General features: G+C 57.4%; 20 protein-coding genes. 8 read left to right on the top strand and 12 right to left on the bottom strand.

Annotated features, from left to right (window positions below; genetic code table 11):
• Positions 1-48: 48 nt before the first annotated feature.
• Positions 49-864 (top strand): Cof-type HAD-IIB family hydrolase, encoded by an 816-nt coding sequence (locus tag BMW97_RS07190; protein ID WP_045417410.1) that lies wholly within the window; start codon positions 49-51, stop codon positions 862-864.
• Between the two features lie 149 nt (positions 865-1,013).
• On the top strand, positions 1,014-2,270 hold the full coding sequence (locus tag BMW97_RS07195) for a DUF1479 domain-containing protein (RefSeq protein ID WP_045909411.1): 1,257 nt from the start codon (positions 1,014-1,016) through the stop codon (positions 2,268-2,270).
• Here BMW97_RS07195 and BMW97_RS07200 read toward each other — a convergent pair.
• A complete protein-coding gene (locus BMW97_RS07200) occupies positions 2,267-3,340 on the bottom strand; it encodes a LacI family DNA-binding transcriptional regulator (protein WP_045909412.1) in 1,074 nt (357 codons plus the stop codon). The two genes, BMW97_RS07195 and BMW97_RS07200, sit on opposite strands and share 4 nt — an antisense overlap.
• Before the next feature lie 288 nt (positions 3,341-3,628).
• On the opposite strand from BMW97_RS07200, the gene BMW97_RS07205 reads away from it, so the two are divergent.
• Positions 3,629-4,930 carry an MFS transporter gene (locus tag BMW97_RS07205; RefSeq protein WP_045909413.1) on the top strand — a complete coding sequence of 434 codons (1,302 nt, stop codon included), beginning with the start codon at positions 3,629-3,631 and terminating at the stop codon, positions 4,928-4,930.
• A gap of 17 nt (positions 4,931-4,947) precedes the next feature.
• Positions 4,948-7,311, top strand: coding sequence for a glycoside hydrolase family 31 protein (locus tag BMW97_RS07210; RefSeq protein ID WP_045909414.1), 2,364 nt, complete (start codon positions 4,948-4,950; stop codon positions 7,309-7,311).
• Between the two features lie 83 nt (positions 7,312-7,394).
• Here the strand turns inward: BMW97_RS07210 and BMW97_RS07215 are convergent, their stop codons facing one another.
• Entirely contained in the window at positions 7,395-8,990 is a 1,596-nt protein-coding gene (locus BMW97_RS07215; protein ID WP_032656351.1) for an ABC-F family ATPase, read from the bottom strand.
• A gap of 222 nt (positions 8,991-9,212) precedes the next feature.
• Here BMW97_RS07215 and ldtB point away from each other — a divergent pair, with 222 nt between their 5' ends.
• Positions 9,213-10,133: a L,D-transpeptidase gene (gene ldtB / locus BMW97_RS07220; protein ID WP_032649383.1), complete on the top strand. Its 921-nt coding sequence runs from the start codon at positions 9,213-9,215 to the stop codon at positions 10,131-10,133.
• Between the two features lie 46 nt (positions 10,134-10,179).
• Here ldtB and BMW97_RS07225 read toward each other — a convergent pair whose 3' ends face one another.
• The 3 genes from BMW97_RS07225 to BMW97_RS07235 are packed head-to-tail and all read right to left on the bottom strand — an operon-like array spanning position 10,180 to position 13,662.
• Complete coding sequence (locus BMW97_RS07225) at positions 10,180-10,896, bottom strand: GntR family transcriptional regulator (RefSeq protein WP_045909415.1); 717 nt, start codon at positions 10,894-10,896, stop codon at positions 10,180-10,182.
• A gap of 15 nt (positions 10,897-10,911) precedes the next feature.
• Positions 10,912-12,234: a PTS sugar transporter subunit IIC gene (locus BMW97_RS07230; RefSeq protein ID WP_045909416.1), complete on the bottom strand. Its 1,323-nt coding sequence runs from the start codon at positions 12,232-12,234 to the stop codon at positions 10,912-10,914.
• 51 nt (positions 12,235-12,285) lie between these two features.
• Entirely contained in the window at positions 12,286-13,662 is a 1,377-nt protein-coding gene (locus BMW97_RS07235) for a glycoside hydrolase family 1 protein (protein WP_045909417.1), read from the bottom strand.
• A 299-nt stretch (positions 13,663-13,961) separates the two neighbouring features.
• Between BMW97_RS07235 and BMW97_RS07240 the strand changes: the two genes are divergently transcribed.
• Entirely contained in the window at positions 13,962-15,065 is a 1,104-nt protein-coding gene (locus BMW97_RS07240) for a succinylglutamate desuccinylase/aspartoacylase family protein (protein ID WP_052714372.1), read from the top strand.
• 114 nt (positions 15,066-15,179) lie between these two features.
• Here BMW97_RS07240 and BMW97_RS07245 read toward each other — a convergent pair whose 3' ends face one another.
• From BMW97_RS07245 to mntR, 6 genes are all read right to left on the bottom strand, one after another.
• Entirely contained in the window at positions 15,180-16,220 is a 1,041-nt protein-coding gene (locus tag BMW97_RS07245; protein ID WP_045909418.1) for an aldo/keto reductase, read from the bottom strand.
• 107 nt (positions 16,221-16,327) lie between these two features.
• Positions 16,328-17,851, bottom strand: a complete 1,524-nt coding sequence (locus tag BMW97_RS07250) for an efflux transporter outer membrane subunit (protein WP_045909419.1) — start codon at positions 17,849-17,851, stop codon at positions 16,328-16,330.
• Positions 17,851-19,422: a DHA2 family efflux MFS transporter permease subunit gene (locus BMW97_RS07255; RefSeq protein ID WP_045909420.1), complete on the bottom strand. Its 1,572-nt coding sequence runs from the start codon at positions 19,420-19,422 to the stop codon at positions 17,851-17,853. Before BMW97_RS07255 ends, BMW97_RS07250 begins: the two co-directional genes overlap by 1 nt.
• Positions 19,419-20,513 (bottom strand): HlyD family secretion protein, encoded by a 1,095-nt coding sequence (locus tag BMW97_RS07260; RefSeq protein WP_032674424.1) that lies wholly within the window; start codon positions 20,511-20,513, stop codon positions 19,419-19,421. Before BMW97_RS07260 ends, BMW97_RS07255 begins: the two co-directional genes overlap by 4 nt.
• 101 nt (positions 20,514-20,614) lie before the next feature.
• Positions 20,615-21,724, bottom strand: coding sequence for an anion transporter (locus BMW97_RS07265; RefSeq protein WP_045909422.1), 1,110 nt, complete (start codon positions 21,722-21,724; stop codon positions 20,615-20,617).
• A complete protein-coding gene (gene mntR, locus BMW97_RS07270; protein ID WP_008501176.1) occupies positions 21,721-22,194 on the bottom strand; it encodes a manganese-binding transcriptional regulator MntR in 474 nt (157 codons plus the stop codon). The genes BMW97_RS07265 and mntR overlap by 4 nt, the downstream gene beginning before the upstream one ends.
• A gap of 183 nt (positions 22,195-22,377) precedes the next feature.
• Between mntR and mntS the strand changes: the two genes are divergently transcribed.
• Both mntS and BMW97_RS07280 read left to right on the top strand, forming a co-directional pair.
• Complete coding sequence (gene mntS / locus BMW97_RS07275; protein ID WP_045909423.1) at positions 22,378-22,506, top strand: manganase accumulation protein MntS; 129 nt, start codon at positions 22,378-22,380, stop codon at positions 22,504-22,506.
• Between the two features lie 283 nt (positions 22,507-22,789).
• Positions 22,790-24,373 carry a phosphoethanolamine transferase gene (locus BMW97_RS07280; protein WP_045909424.1) on the top strand — a complete coding sequence of 528 codons (1,584 nt, stop codon included), beginning with the start codon at positions 22,790-22,792 and terminating at the stop codon, positions 24,371-24,373.
• Between the two features lie 471 nt (positions 24,374-24,844).
• Here the strand turns inward: BMW97_RS07280 and ompX are convergent, their stop codons facing one another.
• The gene (gene ompX / locus BMW97_RS07285) at positions 24,845-25,363 is read right to left on the bottom strand and encodes an outer membrane protein OmpX (RefSeq protein ID WP_008501173.1); all 519 of its coding nucleotides are present in this window, start codon (positions 25,361-25,363) and stop codon (positions 24,845-24,847) included.
• Positions 25,364-25,653: the final 290 nt, after the last annotated feature.

Genomic DNA, 25,653 nt, shown 5'->3' on the forward strand with positions numbered 1-25,653 from the left:
CACCTTGTTATTAGAATGTTTCAAAACGCAGTGACCCAGGAGCACAGTATGACCGTTAAAGTTATCGTCACCGATATGGACGGAACTTTTCTTGATGATGCCAAGCAGTACGATCGTGACCGCTTCCAGGCACAGTTTGAACAGCTTAAAGCCCGCGACATTGAATTCGTTGTCGCCAGCGGCAACCAGTATTACCAGCTCATCTCCTTTTTTCCGGAGCTCAAAGATCGGATCTCCTTCGTGGCGGAAAACGGCGCGCTGGTGTTCGATCGCGGGGAGCAGATTTTTCACGGTGAGCTGACCCGCCATGAATCGCAGATCGTGATTGGCGAACTGCTGAAAGATAAAGGGCTGAACTTCGTGGCCTGCGGGCTGGAGAGCGCGTACGTCAGCGATAAAGCCCCGGACGCGTTCGTGGCGCTGATGTCAAAGCACTACCACCGCTTAAAGCGCATCAGCGATTACCGCGACATTGACGACGTGCTGTTTAAGTTCTCCCTGAACCTGCCGGACAGCGATATCCCCAATCTGGTGGATAAGCTGCACGTCTCGCTGGACGGCATCATGAAGCCGGTCACCAGCGGCTTTGGCTTTGTGGATTTGATTATCCCCGGCCTGCACAAAGCTAACGGCATCAGCCGTCTGCTGAAGCGCTGGAAAATCTCCCCGCAAGAGTGCGTGGCGATTGGCGACAGCGGCAACGATGCCGAGATGCTGAAGCTGGTGAAATATTCCTTTGCGATGGGTAACGCGGCAGAGAGCATCAAAGAAATCAGCCGCTACAGCACCGATGACAACAACCATCAGGGCGCGCTGAACGTCATTCAGGCCGTGCTCGACAACCATTCCCCGTTCGACGCCTGATCCTTTCTTCGCCGGAGCCTGGCTCCGGCCTCTCACTCTTTTTCCGTCCTGTGGCGCACGTCAAGTTTTTAAACTTGCATTAACTTATTTTTAACTTAAAGTATCACTTGTAGACACTTTTACTTTCGAATGAAAGATGCGAGGCAGTTATGACCTTTACCAGTGAAACCTTGCCGGCGGATCACAAAGCGGCAATCCGTCAGTTGAAACGTGAGTTACGCGCGCAGATCGGCGACGTGCAGGCGGTGTTTAACAAGCTCAGCGACAAAATTGCCACCCGCGTGGCGGAAATTAACGCGCTTAAAAATAAAGGTGAATCCGTCTGGCCGGTGATCCCGTTTACCGATGTAAAAAACGGCACGATTACCGACGCGCAGCGCGACGCCGTTAAACGCCGCGGCTGTGCGGTGATTAAAGGTCACTTCCCGCGCGAGCAGGCACTGGCGTGGGATCAGTCGATGCTCGACTACCTCGATCTGAACAAGTTTGACGAGGTGTACAAAGGGCCAGGCGATAACTTCTTCGGCACCCTGACCGCTTCCCGTCCGGAAATTTACCCGATCTACTGGTCGCAGGCGCAGATGCAGGCGCGCCAGAGCGAAGAGATGGCGCAGGTGCAGTCGTTCCTGAACCGTTTATGGACGTTCGAGAGCAACGGCAAGCAGTGGTTTGACCCGGACGTGAGCGTGATTTATCCGGATCGTATCCGCCGCCGTCCGCCGGGAACCACCTCGAAAGGGCTGGGCGCGCATACCGACTCCGGCGCGCTGGAGCGCTGGCTGCTGCCGGCCTATCAGCAGGTCTTTGCCCGCGTGTTTGACGGCAACGTCGAGAAATACGATCCGTGGAACGCCGCGCACCGTACCGAAGTGGAAGAGTATACCGTCGATAACACCACCAAATGCTCGGTGTTCCGCACCTTCCAGGGCTGGACCGCGCTGTCGGACATGATCCCTGGCCAGGGGCTGCTGCACGTGGTGCCGATCCCGGAAGCGATGGCGTACATTCTGCTGCGTCCGCTGCTGGACGACGTGCCGGAAGACGAGCTGTGCGGCGTGGCGCCGGGGCGCGTGCTGCCGGTTTCCGAGAAGTGGCACCCGCTGCTCATCGAGGCGCTGACCAGCATTCCGGCGCTGGACGCGGGCGATTCGGTGTGGTGGCACTGCGATGTGATCCACTCCGTCGCGCCGGTGGACAATCAGCAGGGCTGGGGCAACGTGATGTATATCCCCGCCGCACCGATGTGCGAGAAAAACCTCGCCTATGCGAAGAAGGTCAAGGAAGCGCTGGAGACCGGCGCATCGCCGGGGGATTTCCCACGCGAAGATTATGAAAAGAGCTGGCAGGACCGCTTTACCGTGAACGATCTCAACATCCACGGCAAGCGCGCGCTGGGCATGGTCTAACTGTCATACAGCCCTTCCCGCTCAACGGCGGTGCGTCGTTTTCCCTGACGTATCCGCCGTACCGATTCTCGCACGGTCAGCGTGCCGTTAAGCAGTAACGTCCCCACCGGCGCGTCCGGGCGCATCAGCCGCTGCTGGAGCATGTGTACCGCTTCCGTCCCCAGCTCGTCGCGGGGAACATGCACGGCCGTCAGCGGCACATCCTGGATCGCCGCCAGGTTAAACCCGTCAATGCTCATCACCGAGACGTCCTGCGGCACGCGCAATCCGTGGTTTTGTAATGCGCTAATGGTGCCCGCCGCCATAAAGTCGCCGCCGACCAGAAACGCGGTTGGCAAATCCTTGCCCTGCATTTCGCTGAGCCAGGCGCTGACCACCTGTTCCGTTTCGCGCGCGCTGAAGCTGGGCACCACCAGCAGATCGCGCCTGTCGTTGAACGCCAGGTTGTGAGACTGCCACGCGTCACGGATCCCTGACAGACGCAGCTCCATGGTGTAGCGACGCAGGCACAGCACGTTCATCACCTCACGGTGCCCCATCTCGAACAGGTATTCCGCCGCCCGCTCGCCAATGGCGCGGTGATCCGGCGCAACGGCAGGCAGACGCATGTGCCGGTCGCGGCAGTTAATCAACATGCAGGGCTTACCCACGTCCACCGCCAGATCGTGGATATGCGGGTCGTCGATACCGAGAAGAATGGCGGCCTGGGTGTCCGACTCGTTCATCCGCGCCAGAAACAGCTGGGCGTCGCTGTCGTTCTCTTCCAGCGCGCAGTAGCGCAGGCGCACATCGTGGGATGCCAGGCCTTTACTCACGCTCTGGATCACGCGGTAGTAAAAGATGTCGGACCGCTCGTCGAAAGCGCGCTGAGGAGCAAAAACCACCAGGCTATTGAGCAGCAGCCGCCCCGCTGCCATGCCCTCCATCACGCCCAGCTCCCTCGCGCACGCCAGCACCTTTGCGCGCGCTTTTTCACTGGTATTCGCTTTCCCCGCCAGCACGCGTGACACGGTGCTGATCGAGAGCTGCGTGCGGGCAGCGATTTCGGTGATTTTTAGCCTTTTGTCCATTTTGTGATCTGGCTCCATTTGCGAAATGAAAAAATTTTCATAGCGTGTTTGTCAGGCAATAACTGATATCAATACCATCTTGCCAGAGTGTTTACGTCAGTTATGAGAAATTTTGCACAAAATAGACTATTGCCCGCTCATTTTCTCCCTTAAGGTGAACCTGTCACACAACTTCCATACTAGTTGTATACCAACTTAAGCAGTTTAAACGGATAGAAATCAAAGGCATAAAAATCTGTGTGACACCTGAACCTCCGTCCCCTTACCGTCCGTCTTGTGGAGAGTAAAATGAGTCAGGACATCAATAACACCGTTGCGACAAGCAAAACCCGTCGCGTCATCAAGAACCTGCGCTGGTACGTGCTGGTGCTGTTTTTGCTGGGCGTCACCGTTAACTACATCACCCGAAATTCCTTAGGTATTCTCGCTCCGGAGCTAAAAGAGAGCCTCGGGATCACCACCGAGCAATACTCCTGGATCGTCGGTGCGTTCCAGATCGCCTACACCATTTTCCAGCCCCTGTGCGGCTGGCTGATTGACGTCATTGGCCTGAAGATTGGCTTTATGGTCTGCGCCGGGATCTGGGCGCTGATGTGTATTTTCCATGCGGGCGCCGGAAGCTGGCTGCACCTGGCCATACTGCGCTTCTTTATGGGGGCTTCAGAAGCCGCCGCTACCCCGGCGAACGCCAAAACCATCGGTGAATGGTTCCCGAAATCAGAGCGTCCCGTTGCTGCCGGCTGGGCGGGCGTGGGCTTCTCTATCGGCGCGATGCTGGCTCCGCCTATTATTTACTTCGCTCACGCCTCGTTCGGCTGGCAGGGGGCGTTCATGTTTACCGGCGTGCTGGCGCTGCTGTGGGTGATCCTGTGGTGGGCGTTCTACCATAACCCGGAGCAGCACCCGAACCTGAGCAAGGACGAGCTGGCGTTTATCAAGCAGGATAACGAACCGCCTGCCGTCAAACTGCCCTTCCTGACCGCGCTGAAAACCGTCTCGAAGAACAAACGCTTCTACGGTATCGCCATCCCGGCCTTTATGGCGGAACCGGCCTGGGCGGTGCTGAGCTTCTGGGTGCCGCTGTACCTTGCCAAAGAGCACGGCATGGATCTGAAGCAGATTGCGATGTTTGCCTGGCTGCCGTTCCTCGCCGCTGACCTCGGCAGCGTGGCGAGCGGTTACCTGACGCGTCTGTACACCCGCCTGTTCGGCTGCTCCCGCGTGAACTCTGTCGTCGCCAGCTCCGTGACGGGCGCGTTCCTGATGATCTCGCTGGCCATCGTGGCCATTACCCGCGACCCGTATATCACCATCGTGCTGATCTCCATCGGCGGCTTCGGGCACCAGATCATCTCCTGCATGCTGAGCGCCCTGGTCGTTGAGTCGTTCGACAAAGGCCAGATGGCGACAGTCAACGGCATGCGCGGCTCGGCGGCGTGGATCGCCAGCTTCCTGTTCTCGCTGTTAATCGGTGTGACCGCCGACAAAATCGGCTTTAACCCGCTCTTTATCGCCATGGGCTTCTTTGACCTGATTGGCGCTCTCTTCCTGGTAGCATTTATTGCTGAACGTCGCGCCAAGCGCGCCTGATAGTGGATGTATTGCATATGAAAACCCTGAAAAACTGGACCGTTGATACGCAGTCGGCAAACCATCTTGAACTGCTGGTCGATAACCAGCACCGCCTGTGCCTGTATGTACTGGAAGAGAACCTGTTCCGCGTGCTGATCAAACGCAAAGGCGAGCTGGCGCTGGACCGCACCTGGAGCATCGCCCCGGAACAAGACGTGCCGTGGGAAGGTCGCCGTCGTGACGATGTCAGCGGCTTCACCTGCCCGGCCTGGATCCTGACGCAGCAGGACGACACGTTAACCGTGGCAACCGAACAGCTGCGCGTCACCGTGCACCAGCCGCTGTGGCTGGAGTGGCACTACCGCAATGAGGCGGGCGAGTGGCAGCCGCTGGTCAACGACCGCCCCACCAGCGCCTACCTGCTGAACGCCCACGGCGACGGCGTGGCGCACTACCTCAGCCGTCGTAAAGACGAGCGTTTCTACGGCCTGGGTGAGAAAGCGGGCGATCTGCAGCGCAACGGTAAACGCTACGAGATGCGCAACCTCGACGCCATGGGCTACAACGCCGCCAGCACCGACCCGCTGTACAAGCACATTCCGTTCACCCTTACCCGCCGCGACGACGTGAGCTACGGCCTGTTCTACGACAACCTGAGCAGCTGCTGGCTGGATCTGGGTAACGAAATCGACAACTACCACACCGCCTATCGCCGCTGGCAGGCGGAAGCGGGCGATATCGACTACTACATCTTTACCGGCAGGCGCGTGCTGGACGTCACCAAAGCCTTTGTGCGCCTGACCGGGAAAACGCTGTTCGGACCGAAATGGAGCCTGGGCTACAGCGGCTCGACCATGCACTACACCGACGCGCCGGACGCGCAGAATCAGCTGATGAACTTCATCCGCCTTTGCGAAGAGCACGCCATTCCGTGCGACTCGTTCCAGCTTTCGTCTGGCTATACCTCCATCAACGGCAAGCGCTACGTCTTCAACTGGAACTATGACAAGGTGCCGCAGCCGAAGGTGATGAGCCAGGCGTTCCACGACGCGGGATTGAAGTTGGCCGCAAACATCAAGCCGTGCCTGCTGCAGGATCATCCGCGCTACAGCGAAGTGGCGGAGAGCGGCCTGTTCATTCGCGATTCAGAAACCGATGCACCCGAACGCTCCAGCTTCTGGGATGACGAAGGCTCGCACCTCGACTTTACCAACCCGCAGACGGTGCAGTGGTGGCAGAACGGCGTCACCACGCAGCTGCTGGAGATGGGCATCGACTCCACCTGGAACGACAACAACGAGTACGAAGTGTGGGACGGGGAAGCCCGCTGCTTTGGCTTCGGCAAGGAGATCGCCATCAAGCATATTCGCCCGGTCATGCCGCTGCTGATGATGCGCGCCTCGCTGGAAGCGCAGCAGCGCTTTGCGCCGGAAAAACGCCCGTATCTCATCTCCCGCTCCGGCTGCGCCGGGATGCAGCGCTACGTTCAGACCTGGAGCGGTGACAACCGCACCAACTGGGACACGCTGCGCTATAACATCCGCATGGGGCTGGGCATGAGCCTGTCCGGGCTGTTCAACGTCGGCCATGACGTGGGCGGTTTCTCCGGCGACAAGCCGGACGCCGAGCTGTTCGTGCGCTGGGTGCAGAACGGCGTGATGCACCCGCGCTTTACCATTCACTCGTGGAACGATGACCACACGGTGAACGAGCCGTGGATGTATCCGGGCGTCACGCCTGCCATTCGCGGCGCGATTGAGCTGCGCTACCGCCTGCTGCCGTATCTCTATACCCTGCTCTGGCAGGCGCACGCCGACGACGAGCCGATGCTGCGCCCGACCTTCCTCGACCACGAGCACGATGCGCAGACCTTGGAAGAGTGCGACGACTTCCTGCTGGGCCGCGACCTGCTGGTCGCCAGCGTCGTCGAAGCCGGGCAGCGCGAGCGCCGGGTCTGGCTGCCGGATAACGAAACGGGCTGGTATGATTTTTACACCCACGCGTGGTATGCAGGCGGGCAATCCATCGTCCTCGATGCGCCGCTGGAAAAACTGCCGCTGCTGGTGCGCGCCGGAGCCGGTCTGCCGCTGAGCGAGCGCATCACGCATGTGAGTGCCGAAAAAGATACGACCCGCGAGCTGAAGCTGTTCCCGGTGAAAGGCGTCGGCAAGACCTCGGGGCTGCTGTTTGAAGACGACGGTGAAAGCTGGGGCTATCAGAACGGCAATGCGCTGTGGGTGGAATGGGAAATGGTGTGCGACGGCGCAACCATCAACCTGAAGGTGAACGCGCGTGGGGATTATCGTCCGGCGTGGAAGGCGCTGAAAGTGTCATTACCGGCGGGGGAAAAACGTACGCTGCGGGTGAACGGGGTTGAAAGGAGTGAGTGGGTGCTCTGAACATTGCCGGGTGGCGGCTTCGCCTTACCCGGCCTACAAAGACACCCGTAGGCCCGGTAAGCGAAGCGCCACCGGGCTTTTTATTAGCCGTCGATACCTTTGCTGCGCAGGTAATCTTCGTAGTTACCGGTGAAGTCCACCACGCGCTCTGGCGTAATTTCGATCACGCGGGTCGCCAGCGAGCTGACGAACTCACGGTCGTGAGAGACGAAGATCAGGGTGCCCTGATACATCTCCAGCGCCATGTTCAGCGATTCGATCGATTCCATGTCCAGGTGGTTAGTCGGTTCGTCCATCACCAGGATATTTGGTTTTTCCATCATCAGCTTGCCGAACAGCATGCGTCCCTTCTCACCACCGGAGAGCACTTTAGCTGGCTTTTTGATGTCGTCCTGGCTGAACAACAGACGACCCAGAATGCTGCGCACCGCCTGCTCGTCGTCGCCTTCCTGCTTCCACTGGCTCATCCAGTCAAAGACGGTCAGGTCATTTTCGAACTCATACTCATGGTCCTGCGCGTAGTAACCAATTTGCGCGTTTTCGGACCATTTCACGGTGCCGTTGTCCGGCTGCAGTTCGCCGACCAGGGTTTTCAGCATGGTAGATTTACCCACGCCGTTGGCGCCCAGAATGGCAATCTTCTCGCCCACTTCCAGCAGCAGGTTGAAGTTTTTAAACAGCGGGCCTTCATCGAAGCCTTTGGTAAGGGCTTCCACTTCCAGCGCGTTACGGAACAGCTTCTTGTCCTGCTCGAAGCGGATGAACGGGTTCTGACGGCTGGAGGCTTTAACCTCTTCCAGCTTAATTTTATCAATCTGACGCGCACGCGAGGTTGCCTGACGCGATTTAGAGGCGTTAGCGCTGAAGCGGCTGACGAAGGACTGCAGGTCGGCAATCTGCGCTTTTTTCTTGGCGTTGTCCGCCAGCAGACGCTCGCGCGCCTGAGTGGCCGCCGTCATGTACTCGTCATAGTTGCCCGGATAGACGCGCAGCTCGCCGTAGTCCAGATCCGCCATGTGCGTACAGACCATGTTCAGGAAGTGACGGTCGTGCGAAATGATGATCATGGTGCTGTCGCGATCGTTAAGCGTCTGCTCCAGCCAGCGGATGGTGTCGATGTCCAGGTTGTTCGTCGGTTCGTCGAGCAGCAGGATGTCCGGGTTAGAGAACAGCGCCTGAGCCAGCAGCACACGCAGCTTCCAGCCTGGCGCGACTTCGCTCATCGGGCCGTAATGCTGTTCAACCGGAATGCCGACGCCCAACAGCAGCTCGCCCGCGCGCGCTTCCGCAGAGTAACCGTCCATCTCGCCGTACTGCGTTTCCAGCTCGGCCACTTTATAGCCGTCTTCTTCGCTCATCTCGGCCAGCGCATAGATGCGATCGCGCTCCTGCTTCACTTCCCACAGCTCCGCGTGCCCCATGATCACGGTGTCTAGCACGGTGAACTCTTCGAAGGCGAACTGATCCTGACGCAGCTTACCGATGCGCTCGTTCGGATCGAGCGACACGTTGCCGAGGGTCGGCTCCAGATCGCCGCCGAGGATCTTCATAAAGGTGGATTTACCGCTACCGTTGGCACCAATCAGGCCGTAACGGTTGCCGCCGCCAAATTTGACGGAAATGTTTTCGAACAGCGGCTTACTGCCAAACTGCATAGTGACGTTGCTGGTAACTAACACGGGGAGATTCCTGCGAAAAGTGTGATAAACACGGCATTATGCCACAATTCCGAATTGAGATCCCGCGTTGCGGCCATCCACTAAACTTTAACAAAATCGAAAAAAATGTGATTTCGTACACATCTGAATTCCCAGTGAGCGGGAATGCACATATAATGCGCTCCCATCACAGATTCAGACTTATCAACTCATCGCCAGAATGGCTTAGATACCTCGCACAACATGAACATGAAATTAACAGCGCTTTTTGCGGCGGCGTTAGCCGTAGTAGGTTTTTGTAAGACCGCGTCTGCGGTGACGTATCCCCTGCCGACCGACGGAAGCCGTCTGGTGGGTCAAAACCAGGTGGTGACGGTTCCTGAAGGTAACTCTCAGCCGCTGGAGTATTTCGCGGCGCAGTACCAGCTGGGTCTGTCTAACATGCTGGAAGCGAACCCGGGCGTTGACCCGTACCTGCCGAAAGCAGGTACCGTGCTGAATATCCCTCAGCAGCTGATCCTGCCGGATACCGTTCATGAAGGTATCGTAATTAACAGCGCCGAAATGCGTCTGTATTACTACCCGAAAGGCACCAATACCGTCATCGTGCTGCCAATCGGTATCGGCCAGCTGGGTAAAGACACCCCGCTGAACTGGACCACCAAAGTTGAACGTAAGAAAGCGGGCCCAACCTGGACGCCAACGGCTAAAATGCACGCGGAATACATCGCTGCGGGCGAACCGCTGCCAGCCGTTGTGCCAGCAGGCCCGGATAACCCGATGGGTCTGTATGCCCTGTACATTGGCCGTCTGTATGCGATTCACGGGACCAACGCCAACTTCGGTATAGGCCTGCGCGTGAGCCACGGCTGCGTGCGTCTGCGTAACGACGACATCAAGTTCCTGTTCGAAAACGTGCCGGTCGGTACGCGCGTGCAGTTCATCAACGAACCGGTGAAAGCAACGTCTGAACCAGACGGCAGCCGCTACATCGAAGTGCACAACCCGCTGTCCACCAGCGAAGACCAGATCAACAACAACGAAGTCGTTCCTGTTACGCTGAACAGCGCGGTACAGGCGGTAACGTCTCAGCCAGACGTTGAAACGGCGATTGTTGACCAGGCCGTGCAGAACCGTTCCGGTATGCCGGTGCGTCTGAACTAATCACGTCACGCGCATTAAAAAAGCGGGCTTAGAGGCCCGCTTTTTTTTACCCGTTATTCACGATCACAATCCCGCCGTGGTCGTACCGATAGTGACAGTGGGCATACTCCAGCGGCGTGCCATCTTCCAGATAAATGACCTGCTCCACCTCCAGTACCGGATCGGTTTCCTCGCAGACCAGATGCTCTCTGTCCAGCGCGCTGGGCTTAAGCGCCCGCACCACCCGATACGAGCCCATAATTTTCAGCCCCAGGGTCTCCTGAACGTACTGAAACACCGAACCTTCAAGATGGTTTTTCGTCAGGCCCGGCACCAGATTCATCGGCATCACCGTGGAATCCAGCGACATCGGTTCGCCGTTCAGCAAACGCAGGCGAATGAAGTCGTAGATCGGCGCATCGGCGTTAATCATCAGCGACGCCTGCTCTTTTTCGTTCGGGAAGCGCAGCTCGAAATGCACCACCTGGCTCGTAACCGTACCCAGATGCGCCCAGGTTTTGGTCGCGCCAAAGTAGTCGCTGCCGGAGAGATCCCACTGCGAAAGCTGGAGGAAATTTTTGCGGATGAACGTCCCCTGCCCCTGGCGGGTATAGACCAGCCCTTCGACGATCAGCTGGCGCATCGCCTGCTGAATGGTCATCCGGCTGGTGCTGAATTCCGCCGCCAGCGCAAACTGATCCGGCAGCGGTTCATGGGCGGCGTACTGCTGGCTGATAATGCGTTTCTTGATTTCCCGCGCTATGGTGATGTACTTCGCCGCCATCGTCCTTCCTTTCTGTTAGTTTTCTATCCCGCTGTTTTTCAAGGCCACTCGCTCGGCAATTTTGAGGAAAGGCAGGTAGAAGAATACACCAAATACGATGATTGCCAACTGCACCACCACCGCCCGCCAGTCTCCCGCCGTGGCCAGCCAGGCGCTGAGAATCGGCGGCGTGGTCCACGGGATCATCACCACGCAGCGCGACATGAATCCCAGCGTGGTACAGAGCCAGGCAAAGTAAATGCCTATCGCGGGCAGCAGCACGAATGGGATCATCAGCGGCAGGTTAAACACGATCGGCAGGCCAAAAATCACCGGCTCGTTGATATTGAACAGGCCCGGCGCCAGCGAGAGACGCGCCACCTGCTTCGCCGACTGTTGTCGGGAGAAGATAAAAATGGCGATCAGCAGCGAGATGGTGCTGCCCGTGCCGCCCACCATGCCGAACGTCGGCACGAAGATGTTGTTGATGATGTGCGGAATGGGCTGGCCGTTGGCGAAGGCCAGCATGTTCTCGTTGGTATTGATCAGCAGGAACGGCTCCAGTACCACGCTGTTGACCACTGACTGATGAATGCCGAGCGTGAACAGGAAGTTGCCGAAGCTGTAGATGAAAATCGTCCCAGGCAGGCTGGTGTTGATCAGCCGCAGCGGCTGCTGGATGAAGGTCGTAATGAGATGGATCAGGTCCGTATGCAGCACGTTTGCCAGCACCGCCGCCAGCACCGCAAACAGGGAGAGCGTGAGAATGGTCGGGATCAGCGCGGTAAAAGATTTGCTCACCGCCGGAGGCACGTTTTCCCCGAGGGAAATGTGCAGCGCCTTCAGCCGCGAAATAGCGATAAACACTTCCGTTGAGAGCAGCCCAATCAGCACCCCGGCGAAAATCCCGGTGGAGCCGATATTGGCGAAGGTCAGCACCTGCGTCACGCTGACCGCAGCGTCGCTGCCGACGGGCGTAATCTGTAAGCGCATCGGCATCATAATGATAAAACTGCTGACGGCGATAACCACTGCCGAGACCGGATTGTCGAAATCTTTGTTGCGCGCCAGCGACCAGGCAATCATCGGGGCCAGCAGCAGCGCGGCGATGTTCAGCGTGCCGTTGATAATCGCCTCGCCCCACACCTGAAAATGCGCCAGCGTATCGCCCTTAAACATCCACGGAAACACCACGTTGTTCACCAGCACCGCCAGACCGGCGAGGATGAAAATGGGCATTACCGTGGCGAAGGCGTCGCGCAGGGAGCGCAGGTGCACCTGGTTTGCCAGGCGCGCCGAAAACTCGACAAATTTATCGACAAAGGACTGCATGTGCGGTGTGATTTTTGTTTCAGACATAGCGGCGTGTTCCCATCAATCAGTCACAAAAACGGCCCGGCAGCGTACGGCTTACATCTCGCGTCCGTTGGTATGGATAACCTGTTTTAACCACGCGTAGCTCTTCTTCGGCACGCGCTTCAGATCTTTCAGGTCGTGGTTTTCCCGGTTGACGTACACCACGCCGTAGCGCTTACGCATGTCGCCCTGGGAGCTGAGAATGTCGATTAACCCCCAGCCGAGGTAGCCAATGACCTCTGCCCCGTCCTCGAACATCGCCGCTTTCATCGCCTCGATGTGCGCCCGGTGGTAGTCGATGCGGTAGGTGTCCTCAATCGGGTTCACCCCATCCCAGGACTCAATCACGCCGATGCCGTTTTCAATCGGGAACACCGGAAGGCGCCAGTCGTTGTAATAGCGGGTAATGATGGTGCGAAAACCGAGCGGGTCGATCTGCCAGTTCCATTCGGTGGCTTTCAGGTAGGGGTTATTTTTCTCGCCGTGCAGCAGGTAATAGTTGACCGGCGTGCCTTCCGGGATCGCATCGCTGTCCAGCGTTTTGCTGGCGTAGTAGCTGAAGGCCATATAGTCGTTTTGGGTGCGCGCCAGCAGAGCGAGATCGTCTGCGCGGTAGATATCGCCAAAGCCCTCCTGCTCCACCACCGCCATCACCGCCGGGCTGTAGCCCTGCCCGGCAAAGACGCGCAGCAAATTCTGGTTGAGGAATTCGTCATACTGCTGGGCGCAGAAGATATCGCGCGGTTTGCAGGTGGCCGGGTAGATCAGCTGGTGCGCCAGCATGCCGCCCATCAGCTTGCCCGGTTTCGTCTGGTGCAGGTATTCGGTCAGCGCCATGTGCGCCACCATCGTATGGTGCTGGAGCAGATACAGCTCGCGCAGGGTTTTCTCGCCTTTCATATAGCCGGAAATGCGGAAGGCTTCCGGCATATGGAAAATATTCTGCTCGTTGAAGGTCAGCCAGTACTTCACGCGGTCGCCAAAGCAGTCGATCATCTTTTTGCCGTAGCGGACAAAGGCGTCCATCACGCGGCGATCGATAAAGCCGTTGTACTCCTGCGCCAGCGCGAGCGGCATGTCGAAATGGTACAGGCAGATCATCGGCTCGATGCCGCGGGCGATCAGATCGTCAATAAAGCGGTCGTAAAATGCGATGCCTTCGTCGTTGAATGGGCCGTCGCCCTGCGGGCAGACGCGGCTCCAGGAGATCTGGAAGCGGTAGCAGTTCATGCCCAGATCCTGCATCAGGTCGAAATCTTCCCGGTAGCGGTGGTAGGAGTCGGTCGCCACTTTCCAGTCGGAGACGTTCTCCCCGGCTTCACGAATGTCATATACCGACATCCCCTTCCCGCCCTCGTTCCAGGCCCCTTCCGTCTGCATGCTGGAGACCGAGTTGCCCCATAAAAAGTTGGCCGGCAGCTGATTGTTCATGTTCTCTCCCTATATGACTAGTCATTTAAAAATTCATGACTAGTCATATAGGCGAAGATGTAAAAACGATCAAAGAGGAGGATCGTTTTTTGTGAGGTATGTTGGAAAGAGGAAGCCGGGCAGGAAAATAGATCGCGCAAATCCTTTTCCTGAGGCCGGAGCGTAAGCCTATGCAAAATCACATTTCCCGATCGTGCCACTGGCTGGCCTCATAAAATCATTATTAACTTAATGAGCATGAACCCAGGCCCTGGCCGGAAAATAAAAATCTCAACCCTATCAAATGGAAAATGACGCACATGAAGATATCTACTAGCCGTATCGCATTCGCTCTTAGCTTAGCGTTGTCATGCTCAATGACTCACGCGGCAACGGTGTATACGGGTGATAAGGTACAGGGAGTACCTGTTATCTCGACTCTGGATGTAGCTGACCTGACAGCAGGACAACATCGCTTCATGTTCGAGGGGGTTGAGACAGGAACGGGACAGCGATGGTATGTACCCATCATGGTGGCAAAAGGGAAAACGGACGGGAAGAAAGTTCTGCTGCAGGCGGGCGTCCACGGGGATGAGCTAAACGGAGTGCGCATCGTACAAAAAGTGATGGAACAACTGGACCCCGCCAAAATGAACGGCAGCGTTATTGGCATTATTGGTCCAAACCGTTCTGGACTTGAAAGGGTCTCCCGGACATGGTCTGTTTCAACCGATGGTGGTGAGACGATCGACTACAACCGCGTACATCCAGGAAAAGAAACGGGTAACTCTGCTGAGCGTCAGGCATGGATGATGTGGAATAAGGTTTACAAGGGAAATGTAGACCTGGCGATTGACTATCACACCCAGTCTACCGGAACGGCTTATCCGCTGTTCATTTATGCCGACTACCGCAATGCGGATGCCCGGACGATTGCAGAACTTTTTCCGGCCGATCAAATTAAGAAAGATCCCGGCGAAGCCGGCTCAATGGAGACAACCTTTATTCAAAATGGTATCCCGGCGATAACGGCCGAGACGGGAGAACCGAGGATTTACCAGCAGGATATGATTGCCCGGGGCTTAGAGGGTGCCCTCAATGTACTGATCCACTACAAGGTTATCGAAGGCAAAATCGGCGCAACCGCCAGCAGTAATAAAACGTATATTGGTAATGCTATCAGTTCAATACGTGCAACCACAGGTGGGTTTGCGGAAGTTTTCGTTAAACCCGGCGACACGGTAAAAGCAGGACAAGAGGTCGCCCTGCAGCGAAATGCGTTCGGTGATGTTGTCGCGAAGTATTCAGCAGAACGGGACGGCAAAGTACTGTCAATTGGAACAGATGTAGTTAGAGAACCCCGAGCCCTGCTGGTAAGAGTCCTTGAGCAAAATCCAGCGGCAACCTGCAAAGACGGTTGCTGATTGCCGCCACGGCCCATCGTTAAATCGGCAAAAGCATGCTCAATGAAATAAACAGCTTTTGCCGACTGCTGCAACGAGGGGCAAACAAATTAAAAAATTACCTGATGCGGAATGTTACTGCTGCGCGAGCTGATTACGGCGATACTCACCCTGCCGCTCCAGCATCCAGCCAGGATATTCCCGCGGCAGCGCGCTCACCGCATCAAGCTGCTGAAGCTCCTCTTCGCTGAGACGGATCCCGGTGGCGGCAATGTTGTCGTCCAATTGTTCAACGCGTTTCGCGCCAATGATGACGCTGGTCACCGCTTTCTGGTGCAGCAGCCACGCCAGCGCGATTTGCGCGACGGAGACGCCCTTGCTTTCGGCGATCGTGCGCATCACGTCCACGCAGTCGAAGGCGCGATCTTTGTTCACCGGCGGGAAATCAAACTCCAGACGACGACCACCGGCTTCGCTCTGCCCGTCGCGACCATATTTTCCGCTCAGCAGGCCGCCCGCCAGCGGGCTCCAGACCATCAGCCCGACGCCTTCGCTCTGCATCATCGGCACCAGCTCGCGCTCAAGATCGCGTCCGGCGATGGTGTAATACGCCTGGAGGGATGCGAAACGCGCCAGCCCGAGACGCTCGGAAATGCCCAGCGCTTTGGCTATCTGCCACGCCGCCCAGTTCGAGACGCCGATATAGCGCACGTGACCGTGCTGCACCAGGTTATCCAGCGCATAGAGCGTCTCTTCAATCGGCGTGGCCGGGTCGAAGCCGTGCAGCTGATAGAGATCGATATGATCCAGCTGTAGGCGACGCAGGCTCTCCTTCACGCTGCTGATGATGTGATAGCGCGAGCTGCCGCGCGAGTTCACCCCTGCCGTTCCGGTTTCGCCGAACACTTTGGTCGCGACGACCACGTTCTCGCGGGGGATTTTCAGGTTTTTCAGCGCCTGGCCGGTGATCTCCTCCGAACGCCCTTCCGAGTAAACGTCCGCGGTATCGATAAAGTTGATCCCGGCATCCAGCGCGCGGCCCACCAGCTGTTCTGCTTCGCTTTGCTGGAGCTGACCAATCTTGCCCCACATGCCGCCTTCACCGCCGAAGGTCATGGTGCCGAGGCACAGTTCAGAAACGAACAGACCGGTGTTGCCCAGTTTTTGATAACGCATAAGATAATCCTCGCATGTCGTTTAAGGGGTACCCGATAGTTATACCCGCCCCTCAGCCATCGCGAATGTGGCGTTCCTGTCCGTTTCTTGCCCAATCCTCTGAAAATTTATCCGCGCGGGGCGTCGCCAAAGACGCTGTAGTCCGGTAATTGCACCTGCTGATACGGCTCCCAGCCGCCACCGAGCGCCTTGTAGAGCGCCACCAGGTCGAGCGCACTTTGCACCTGCGCCTGCGCGCGCTGCTGCTCGGCCTGCGCCAACTGCCGCTGGGCGTCCAGCACGTCAATGAAGCTGGCGATCCCCTGGCGGTAGCTGTCGCTGGCTAAATCAAAGGCGTTTTGCAAAGCGTCGATCGTTTTTGCGAGACCCGCTTCACGCTGCTGGTCTGTGCGATAGCTCACCAGCGCATTTTCGACATCGCCAAGCGCGGTGAGCACCGTCTGACGATAGTCCAGCACCGCCGCCCCTTGCTGCGCGCGCGCCACCTTCACGCTGGAGACCAGCCGACCGCCCTGGAAGATGGGAATGGAGACCTGCGGGCCAAAGCTGTAGAAGTGGCTGCTCCAGTCGGTCAGCCAGTTGGTTTCGCTGTTGCGCAGGCCAAACTGCCCGGAGAGGGTAAAGCTCGGGAACAGCTCCGCCACCGAGACGCCGATTTGCGCCGTGGCGGCATGAAGGTTCGCCTCCGCTTCACGCACGTCCGGACGGCGGCGTGCCAGCGTCGACGGAATGCCGGTCTGCACGATATCCGGCAGCGCAGGCATCGGCTGCACGCTTTGTAATTCCGCATCCAGCGCCCCCGGCGGCTTGCCCAGGAGGATTGCCAGGCCATTCATCGCCTGACGCGCCTGCGCCTGGTACTGCGGCAGCTGCGCCTCCAGGTTACCCAGCTGTGCACGCGCATTCTCCACGTCCATCTGCGGCGACAGCCCGCCGCGCTGGCGGCTCTCGGTCAGATCCAGCGTCTGCTGCGCGCTTTTAATCTGGGTGTTCAGCGTGGCGATAACGCTCTGCGCCCCGCGCAGCTGGAGCCACGCGCGCGCCACTTCCGCCTCCAGCGACACCAGCGCGTCGTTACGCTGCTCGATAGCCGCTTTCTGCTGCGCTTCGGCGGCTTCCACCTGACGACGCACCTTACCCCACAGGTCAATTTCCCACTGGGCGTCGAAGCTGCCCTGGTAGAGGTTGATCGGCTGCGTCAGCGGTCCCAGCGCGCCCTTGAGAGCGGGATCGATGCTATCCACCTGGTCATACACGCCGTGGGATTTCAGCTCCCCTTCCAGCCCGAGCTGCTGGCGCGTCGCCTGCAGATTGCCGTTCACCGATGGGTAAAATGCCCCGCCCGCCTGGTTAATCTGCTCGCGCGCGCCGGCGATGCGCAGCACCGTCTGCTGCAGCGTCAGGTTCCCGGCGATGGCGCGTTCCACCAGGCTGTCGAGCTGTGGCGAGCCGAAGGTCTTCCACCAGCGCGGGTTGGTCGCGGCGGAGGTCGTCTGCGATTTTACCGCGCTGTCGCCCTTATCGTTCCAGTGCGTAACGGCAGGCGGCGCGGGCGGCTGATAGTCCGGCCCGACGGCGCAGCCTGCCAGCAGCATCATTATCATCAGGGGGTGTAAACGTCTGTGTATCATCAATGTGCTCCTGCACTCCCCTCGCTCTTAACCGGCGAGAGCAACAAACAAAACGGAATCAGTAACAAGGCCACGGCGCTCAGGATGGTGAAGACGTCGATGTAGGCCAAAAAGCGCGACTGCTCGATCATGGTCTGGTACAGGCGCCCGGTGGCGATGCCGGCGGGGTCTCCCACCTGGGTCGTGAAGTTCTGGATCGCCTGGGCGCTTTCGCGTATCGCCTGCTGGAACTGCTCGTTAAATGGCGAGGCGTGGTACGCCAGATGCGCACTGTGCGCCTGGGACCGTTCAGTGATGGCCGCCGTCGACAGCGAGATCCCGACCGAGCCCGCGACGTTACGGAACATGGTGAACAACGCTGCCGCATCGGCATTCAGCCGTCTTGGAATCGAAATAAAGGCAATGGTGGTCAGGGGTACAAACAGGAACCCCAGCCCCAGCGACTGGGCGCTGCGGAACAGCACCAGCGTCTCGAAGTCGATATCCGGGGTCAGCGTGCGCGACCAGAAGAACGACACCGCCAGACAGGTAAAGCCAAAGGCAATAATCCAGCGCGTTTGCACCACAGGCATCAGCTTCAGCACCAGCGGAATGGTCAGCACAATCAGCACCGCCCCGGGCGACAGCACCAGGCCGGACCAGGTGGCGGTATAGCCCAGGTCCTGCTGCGCCAGCTGCGGGATCACCACGGAACTGCCGTACAAAATCATCGCCATCCCCGCCATCAGCAGGCTGGAGATGGCAAAGTTGCGGTCCTTCATGCAGTGCAGATCCACCACCGGTTTTCTGGCATATACCAGCCAGTAAATGGCACCGATAATGCCGATAAGCGTTAACACCGCGAAGGTACGAATAAAGTTCGAGTAGAACCAGTCCTCATCTTCCCCCCGGTCAAGCATCACCTGCAGGCAGCCCAGCCCCAGGGCGATCAGGCCGATCCCCGTCCAGTCGATGGTCAGCTTCTCTTTTGACTTACTCTCCCACGGCGGATCTTCCAGCAGCTGGTAGATCGCCAGCACCGTGACAATCCCCACCGGGATGTTGATAAAGAACACCCAGCGCCAGGAGTAGTTGTCGGTGATCCAGCCCCCCAGCGTCGGGCCGAGGACCGGTGCAACAATAATCGCGATGGACGAGAGCCCAAAGGCTTTGCCCCTGTCCTCCGGCTTGAAGTAGTCGAGCAGTACCGACTGCTGCGTGGGCTGTAGCCCGCCGCCAAAAAAGCCCTGCATCACGCGGAACAGGATGATCTGCCACAGCTCGGTGGCGATGCCGCAGAGGAACGAGCAGACGGTGAACATGACGATGCAGATCAGGAAGAACTGCTTGCGGCCGAAGACGCGGCTCAGAAACGCCGAGATGGGCAGCACGATGCCGTTCGCGACCAGGTAGCTGGTTAACACCCAGGTGGATTCGTCATAGCTGGACGAGAGCGAACCCGCCACGTGCGGCAGCGCCACGTTGACGATAGTGGTGTCCAGTATTTCCATAAACACCGCCAGGGTGACGACAATCGCCACCGCCCACGGGTTGCTGGCGGGCTTCCAGCTGTCGTGGCTGTGATCCGTCATTCCACCGTCACCTTCGGCGCAACCGACAGCCCCAGCGGCAGCGGTTTGTTCGGATCGAGCCCCTTATCAATCACGATTTTGACCGGCACGCGCTGCACAATTTTGACAAAGTTACCGGTGGCATTTTCTGCCGGGAAGGCGGAGAAGCGCGAGCCGCTGCCCTGCTGGATACTATCAACATGGCCCTCAAGCGCCATATCCGGCCACGCGTCGACCGACACGGTGACCTTATCGCCGGGCTTCATGCGCTCAAGCTGGGACTCTTTGAAGTTCGCCACCACCCACACGTTCGGCGAAACCAGGGAGAACAACGCCGTTCCCGCCTGCACCAGCGTGCCGGGCTGCACGTTGCGTTTGGTGACAAACCCGTCGAACGGGGCGCGGACTTCGGTGTAAGAGAGGTTCAGATTGGCCGTTTCCAGCTGCGCTTTCGCCTGATCGACCTGGCGCTCGCGCGCTTCAACGTTGGTTTCCTGCTGGCGGATTTGCAGCTGGACCTGCTCTGCCACCTCCAGCTGCGCCTGGGCGCTGGCCAGCCCCGCCTGCGCGCTGCGCAGCTGAGCGTTCGCGGAATCAATGCTTTGCTGGGTAGTTGCCCGCGGGTCGACGCCGCGCTGGCGACGGTACTCCGCCTGCGCGTTCGCCAGATCGGCCTGCGCTTTCAGCACCTGCGCTTTGGCTTCGTCACGCTGGGCGGGATACTGCACTTTGGAGAGCGCGAGCTGCGCCTGGGCCTGGTGCAGCTGCGCGATAGCCAGCCCAAGCTGGGCCTGAGCCTGATCGCGCTGCGCGGTGGTATCACGCGGATCGATGACCACCAGCAGATCGCCCTTTTTCACGCGCTGGTTATCGCGCACCCGCAGCTCGGTGACGTAGCCTGCCGTTTTCGGGGCAATCGTCACCACATCGCCGTCGGTAAAGGCGTCGTCAGTCGTCTCTTCGTTACGGGTTAAAAACCACCAGACCAGCGCCACGACAACCATCACCACCACGACAATGCCGAGGATAATTAACGGTTTTTTGCCCGGTCGCTTACGCTCATTATTATTTTTGTCCTGCTCGTCAGCAGGTGGAGTTTGATCTTCAGCCATAGTTCAGCAACGGTCCTGTCAGTGAGCGGCATCACACTATGCCGTTCACTAAAGCTAGGACGTTGCTATACGTTTGCCAGGAAAAACTGACAAATTGCGCACTATATGAGAAGGAATATTCCGAAACCGATTGCCGCGGCCCAAACCAGCATCGGTATCGACCAGAGATGGAAGCGCCACCAGATACGACGGTCGTTGGCCATGCGCAGGGCAATCAGGTTGGCCAGCGAGCCGGGCAACAGCCCAAACCCGCCGATATTCACCGCCCAGGCCAGCAGCGTGTCCGGCGGAACATAGTTGAGTAGCAGAATGGTGGACGGCACGTTGCTGATAAACTGCGACAGGCCAATCGCCGTCAGCCACAGTCCCGGCTGAGACAGCGTACTGACGCTGTGGAGCACGTTTTGCAGCACCGGAAGCTGGATAAGCAGATGCACATCAATAAACATCACCATAAAGACCAGCAGCAGCGTCCAGTCCACGCTGACCAGCACGCGCCGCGCGAGGACGACAAAGCCTGCGGCGACCAGCAGGACACCCGCCAGCTCATACTTCAGCTCGAGCGCGAACAGAAAGACGATGTATAACCCGAGACAGCTCCAGACCAGACGCGGCTGCCACTGCGGGCCCGTGGTGCCGCTGTGGTATTGCAGTTTTTTATCCGGAAACGCAAACCAGCAGACCGCCAGCAGCGACAGCATCATCACCAGCGCCAGCGGTGCCATCTGCCAGGTAAAGGCGGCGAACGACAGCCCGGAACGTCCCCAGAGGAGGATATTTTGCGGGTTGCCGATAGGCGTTAACAGAGAACCGGCGTTAACGGCGAGCGCTTCAAAGATGATCAGCCGGCTGACCGGGATCTCGCAAAGCTTACGCAGCGTGAGCGTGAGGGGCACGATGATAAACAGCGCCACGTCGTTGGTCAGAAACGTCGACAGCACCGCGGCGGAAAACACCATAAACAGGGACAACCTGCGCTCGGTGGCAAAGCGGCGCACCATTTTACGGCCCAGCACGTCAAAATAGCCACTCAGCTCAACCCCTTTGGTGAGCATCATCAGGCCGCTCAGGGTAATGATGGTGCGCCAGTCAATGGCAGCGGGCCAGGCCTGTGGCGCAAACGGCACAAAGAGGCTTAACCCTGCGCCAATGAGTAATAAGAGATGGAAGAAACGATCGCGTGCCAGGGCCTGCAGTCCAGGGATTTTCATTCAGCGGAGGGACCATATTTAAGCGTAAACTCACGAAACTTCACCAGCGTCTCTTCGCTGACGTGGTGTTCCATTCCTTCCGCATCCCGGCGGGCAATCTCCGGGCTAACGCCCAGCACCAGCAAAAAATTCTCGACAAGCTGATGGCGCTCGCGGCTCTCCTGCGCGAGTTTCTCCCCTTCTGGCGTCAGAAAGACCCCGCGCCAGGGGATCATTTCGATTAGGCCCACGGAGGCGAGACGTTTTAACATTTTTGCGACAGTTGGCTGCGATACCCCCAGCCTGGCGGCCATATCGACCTGACGCGCTTCCCCGACCTCACGAATCAGATCGGAAATGAGTTCAACATAATCATCAATCAGTTCACGCCGGTGCGCTTCACGGACCTGGCGAAAACCTTCGACATGCTCTTCAACATTCACCAGTTGCGTCGTTTTTTTAATGGTTGGCTTACCTGCGCGACGGTTCATTGTACTTCCTCAGTGGGGTGACGCTTCCAGCGCCCGGTATCGAGAGCGCACATTGTAAACCATCCCTCCACAAGCACAAAAAATTAACGAAATAGCCATAGCTATACAATATAGCCTGTGCTATATCTGTATGTAATGCAGTCACCCTTCACGGATCGAAGGGATCAAAAATCAGGAGGTCTTATGAACGAATTCAAGAGGTGCATGACCGTGTTTACCCACTCCCCCTTTAAAGTGCGCTTAATGCTGCTGAACATGCTTTGCGATATGTTTAACAGTAAACCGCATCAGGATGACAAACCTTCCCACTAAGCGGCGTCGCGGTACGCCGCTTCATTTTCCCGTCACATTTTCGCTGTAAACTGGCTTCCAGCCGCCCTATTCCCGATCTTTTTTACGGATTTGCAATCCCCTTCGCAAAACATCTGCTTAGCAACTGTTGATATTATTTAGCGCTCGCACTATCTTCTTGCAGCCCTGCACAATTTGCGGCTCGCTGAAGCGGACCCTCATTCCCTCTCCACGCACTGTCAGGCAGGTTATGACCCTTGACGCCAGGGTGAGCACATGGCGTTTTCATCCATGATAGTGACCTATGAATTTAACCCTGATAGATACCGTTGTGACCCGCAGCCGGGCCTTAAGCCCGTGGACGGGGTTTTACTTTTTGCAGTCATTACTGATTAACTTTGCGCTCGGTTATCCCTTTAGTCTGCTCTACGCGGTGGCCTTCACCTGCATTCTGCATGTGCTGTGGCGAGCCGCGCCGCGCGCGCAAAAAGCATTAATCGGCATCTGTTCGCTGGTTGCGGCACTCTATTTTCCGTTTGGTCAGGCGTACGGCTCGCCAAACTTTAATACCCTGCTGGCGCTGCACTCGACCAATATGGAAGAGTCGACGGAGATCCTGACGATCTTCCCGTGGTACAGCTACGTGGTCGGGCTCTTTATCTTCGCGTTGGGCGTTATCGCCATCCGTCGTCAGCCGGGCGAGAAAAAATCCTGGGGTAAGATCGACATACTCTGTCTGATGTTCAGCGTTGCCGTAGCGTTTGTCGCCCCCATCCAGAATATTCCCTGGGACGGTAAGCTAAGACTTATTAACATCGGCTATCCGGTTTTCCGCTTCGTGAAAGACGTCGTTGTAAATAATAAAGAGGTTCTCGACGAACAGGCCCGCATGGCAGAGCTTTCCAATATGAAAGACACCTGGAACGTGCTGGCCGTTAAGCCGAAATATCACACCTATGTGGTGGTGATTGGCGAAAGCGCGCGTCGCGATGCAATGGGCGCGTTTGGCGGCCACTGGGACAACACCCCGTTCGCGAGTTCGGTCAAAGGCACCCTGTTTACCGATTATGTCGCGGCCAGCGGCTCAACGCAGAAATCGCTCGGCCTGACCCTTAACCGGGTGGTGGATGGCAAACCGCAGTATCAGGATAATTTCGTCACCCTGGCAAACCGCGCAGGTTTTCAGACGTGGTGGTTCTCGAATCAGGGGCAAATTGGCGAATACGATACGGCCATCGCCAGCATCGCCAAACGGGCTGACGAAGTGCAGTTCCTGAAAAATGGCGACTTTGAAGCCGACAAAAATACCAAAGACGAAGCGCTGCTGAAAATGACGGCGCAGGTCTTCGCGACCCCGCGCACCCAGCCTCAGCTGATCGTCCTGCATCTGATGGGGTCGCACCCGCAGGCCTGCGATCGGACCGGCGGGAAGTACGCGGAGTTCGTGCAGTCCAAAGAGACCTCCTGCTATCTCTACACCATGACGCAAACCGACGACCTGCTGAGCAAGCTCTACGATCAGCTGCGCAATACGGGCGACAGCTTCTCCCTGGTCTATTTCTCGGATCACGGACTGGCGTTTAAGGAGCGCGGGAAAGAGGTGCAGTACCTGGCGCACGATGACAAGTTCCAGCAGAACTTCCAGGTACCGTTTATGGTGCTGTCGAGTGACGATAAAACGCATCGCGTTATTAAAGCGCGTCGTTCAGCGAATGATTTCCTGCAGTTTTTCTCGCAGTGGACGGGGATTACCGCCGGGCAGATAAAAAACGCTTACCCGTTTGTCTCTAACAAGAAAGCTCCCCAAGTGTACGTTACCAACTTCAAGTTACAGAAAGTTGACTACAACCATCTGGGTACGGATATTTTTGATATTAAGAGTAAGTAGCGGTCTGATGCCCTCACCCTGGTCCTCTCCTACAGGGCTGAGGGATCCCCCAGTAATTTTTTACTTGAAGCGATGAACGTTGCTTCGCAAAATTAATGACTTACAGCGACGTACTGGTCCGGCTGTAAATCGCCGAAGCGTTTCCGTAAGGCCGGGGCGAGGCGCAGGGATGCGCCGAGAGGGCGTGGCCTGCAGGGATGCAGGCTCATGCCCGACCCGATAGCCTGAAGGAATAAGCTGAGGGTACCGCGAAGCGGCGATTTACCGCCGGGAGCCCGGGTCGCCAGGGCGGCGGCGATTGAGCCGCCCTGGCACGTTCACAGGTCATCCTGTCACAGAGTAGCAAGGAACATGAAGTGAACGGAATGACCACTACAGCCGTATGTTCCCCCCTCCCCCCACAGGGAGAGGGAAAAAGACAAAAAAAAATCCGCCACAGTGGGCGGATTTTTTATTTAATCACCGAAGTGATTAGAAGCGGTAACCTACGCCCGCGATCCAGGTGCCAACGTCAACGTTGCGGATACGGCTCTGCTCATAGGAGAAGTCCAGAGCAACGTCCTGGATTGGGTTGAACTGCAGGCCTGCGCCATAGGAGAAGCCGTAGTCGCTGTTGCTTGCAGTGCGGTTCAGACCTTCGTTTTCGGTCTGCTGGAATTTACCGTAGCCAACACCTACAACACCGTAGATGCTTGCCCAGTCGTTCAGACGGTAAGCTGGGCCCGCGGTGATACCGTAGTACTGGCCTTTATTGTATGCGCCGTTTTCAGAACGATCTTTCTCGGTGTAGGTGAAAGAACCGATCACGCCCAGTGGGTTGTTATCCTGCTCGTAACGATACTTCAGGTTGAAACCGTTAGCTTTGTTCATCACGCCCTGATAGTCGCTCTGAGCGTAACCACCAGTAACAGTAGAAGTAGCAGCTACAGCGGTACCTGCGGAAACAGCCAGTACAGCGGCCAGTGCTGAAAGACATGCAATTTTTTTCATAACCACCTCAAATGTGATCCAAGTAAGTCCGTAAGTTTTAAATATATCAAAAAAATTTGCGAAACTCTTTGTGATTCGTGATGTCTAATGAAACCTTTCCTGTAACAGAACGTTTCCAGCATCAGCTATCTCTTTCAAATCACATGCAATTTTCACTACTAAATGCGCATAGTGCGCGTCTGCGCAGTTACATTCATCCAGATTATTCCTAATCTGACAGGCGATAAATCCACCAGCGCTTAACCATTTTACGGATTTCACCTGCTTTTTTTTCAACAGTACCTCAACCG

Source organism: Enterobacter sp. NFIX58 (genome assembly GCF_900110475.1).
Classification (GTDB): domain Bacteria; phylum Pseudomonadota; class Gammaproteobacteria; order Enterobacterales; family Enterobacteriaceae; genus Enterobacter; species Enterobacter quasiroggenkampii.

Bases quoted from the DNA above. Each gene is read 5' to 3' on its own strand.
- BMW97_RS07190 (WP_045417410.1), top strand. From the start codon at position 49: ATGACCGTTAAAGTTATCGTCACCGATATGGACGGAACTTTTCTTGAT.
- BMW97_RS07195 (WP_045909411.1), top strand. From the start codon at position 1,014: ATGACCTTTACCAGTGAAACCTTGCCGGCGGATCACAAAGCGGCAATC.
- BMW97_RS07200 (WP_045909412.1), bottom strand. From the start codon at position 3,340: ATGGACAAAAGGCTAAAAATCACCGAAATCGCTGCCCGCACGCAGCTC.
- BMW97_RS07205 (WP_045909413.1), top strand. From the start codon at position 3,629: ATGAGTCAGGACATCAATAACACCGTTGCGACAAGCAAAACCCGTCGC.
- BMW97_RS07210 (WP_045909414.1), top strand. From the start codon at position 4,948: ATGAAAACCCTGAAAAACTGGACCGTTGATACGCAGTCGGCAAACCAT.
- ldtB (WP_032649383.1), top strand. From the start codon at position 9,213: ATGAACATGAAATTAACAGCGCTTTTTGCGGCGGCGTTAGCCGTAGTA.
- BMW97_RS07225 (WP_045909415.1), bottom strand. From the start codon at position 10,896: ATGGCGGCGAAGTACATCACCATAGCGCGGGAAATCAAGAAACGCATT.
- BMW97_RS07230 (WP_045909416.1), bottom strand. From the start codon at position 12,234: ATGTCTGAAACAAAAATCACACCGCACATGCAGTCCTTTGTCGATAAA.
- BMW97_RS07235 (WP_045909417.1), bottom strand. From the start codon at position 13,662: ATGAACAATCAGCTGCCGGCCAACTTTTTATGGGGCAACTCGGTCTCC.
- BMW97_RS07240 (WP_052714372.1), top strand. From the start codon at position 13,962: ATGAAGATATCTACTAGCCGTATCGCATTCGCTCTTAGCTTAGCGTTG.
- BMW97_RS07245 (WP_045909418.1), bottom strand. From the start codon at position 16,220: ATGCGTTATCAAAAACTGGGCAACACCGGTCTGTTCGTTTCTGAACTG.
- BMW97_RS07250 (WP_045909419.1), bottom strand. From the start codon at position 17,851: ATGATACACAGACGTTTACACCCCCTGATGATAATGATGCTGCTGGCA.
- BMW97_RS07255 (WP_045909420.1), bottom strand. From the start codon at position 19,422: ATGACGGATCACAGCCACGACAGCTGGAAGCCCGCCAGCAACCCGTGG.
- BMW97_RS07260 (WP_032674424.1), bottom strand. From the start codon at position 20,513: ATGGCTGAAGATCAAACTCCACCTGCTGACGAGCAGGACAAAAATAAT.
- BMW97_RS07265 (WP_045909422.1), bottom strand. From the start codon at position 21,724: ATGAAAATCCCTGGACTGCAGGCCCTGGCACGCGATCGTTTCTTCCAT.
- mntR (WP_008501176.1), bottom strand. From the start codon at position 22,194: ATGAACCGTCGCGCAGGTAAGCCAACCATTAAAAAAACGACGCAACTG.
- mntS (WP_045909423.1), top strand. From the start codon at position 22,378: ATGAACGAATTCAAGAGGTGCATGACCGTGTTTACCCACTCCCCCTTT.
- BMW97_RS07280 (WP_045909424.1), top strand. From the start codon at position 22,790: ATGAATTTAACCCTGATAGATACCGTTGTGACCCGCAGCCGGGCCTTA.
- ompX (WP_008501173.1), bottom strand. From the start codon at position 25,363: ATGAAAAAAATTGCATGTCTTTCAGCACTGGCCGCTGTACTGGCTGTT.